Genomic DNA, 1,301 nt, shown 5'->3' on the forward strand with positions numbered 1-1,301 from the left:
TCAAGAAAAACGTCAAAGCTGACTTTAACACCAGACCAAACTATGATCAAGGAAGCTTTCACCCTCGGCTAGCCAAGGGTCTAGTAGAACTATCCCACCTGAAAACTGGACAACGAATTCTAGATATTGCGACCGGCACAGGTTTAGTAGCAATTCTAGCTGCCAAAATTGTCGGTGCTTCTGGAGCTGTTGTCGGCGTAGATATTTCATCAGGCATGCTCAATCTAGCCCAACGAAAAGTTAAAGCCGAAGGTCTCAACAACATCGAATTTATAGAAGCAGATGCAGAAACTATCAACTTCCCAGATAATAGTTTCGATAGGATTCTATGTTCTTCAGCCATTGTATACTTAACAGATATCCCTGCTGCGTTACGGCAGTGGTATCGCTTCGTAAAACCAGGAGGATTAGTCGGATTTTCCTGTTTTGCAGCAAACGCCTTTCCTACAGGGGGTCTGTTTCGAGAAAAAGCAGGAGACTATGGCATTGTAATTCCTAATCCCAATCAACCCCTTGGTAGTCCCGAGAAATGTCATCAGCTACTCACCGAAGCAGGTTTTGAAGACATCAACGTCAAAACCGACCAACTTGGTTTCTACAACAGTGATACTCAAACAGTAGCAGCAAACTCTTGGCGGGGAAACTCAAAGAGTGCCTTTGGCGCGGAAGTTTTCCAGCTTTCTCCAGAGAAATTAGCACAATTGAAAACTGAATTCTTTGCAGCCGTTGAGCAATTAGCCACAGCACAAGGCATTTGGATAGATATTACAACGTTTTTTGTTTTCGCCAGGAAATCGGTAACATTTCAGATTATTAAATAATCCCTATATCTATAGCAAGTATTATACCCATGAGGTACAAATCTCTGGGTTTTAGGGAGCAGGGAGCAGGGAGCAGTGAAGAGGGAAAAAATAATGTGTACCTCATAGCCATGATAAACGCTATAAGCTAATGGGCTACGCGAACAGCGATTAGCGCTACGCGCACGCTACGCGAACAGTTATCAGTTACCAGCTAATGCGTTACGCGCACGCTACGCGAACAGTTAATGGGGCGGCTACTTAAGGCTTGCTGAATAAAATATGCTGACTGCTGACTGCTGACTGCTGACTTCAGCTATCAGCTATCAGCTAATGTGAATGCTACTTGAGTTCCGAACAGCTTGTGAATAAAATCTGCTGACTGCTGACTGCTGACTGCTGACTGCTGACTGCTGACTGCTGACTGCTTACTGCTGACTGCTGACTGCTGACTGCTGACTGCTGACTGCTGACTGCTGACTGCTGACTGCTGACTGCTGA

The 1,301-nt window shown here is 45.0% G+C and carries 2 protein-coding genes; one reads left to right on the plus strand and one right to left on the minus strand.

The annotated features are described in order from the left end of the window. Positions 1-821: class I SAM-dependent methyltransferase (locus tag F6K49_RS49900; RefSeq protein WP_293110239.1), on the plus strand; the 821-nt coding region annotated here is incomplete at its 5' end. 298 nt (positions 822-1,119) lie between these two features. On the opposite strand, the gene F6K49_RS49905 is transcribed toward F6K49_RS49900, so the two are convergent. Next, positions 1,120-1,301, minus strand: a 182-nt coding sequence (locus tag F6K49_RS49905) for a hypothetical protein (RefSeq protein ID WP_293110242.1), incomplete at its 5' end; no start/stop codon positions are given.

This window comes from Moorena sp. SIO3I6 (assembly GCF_010672095.1).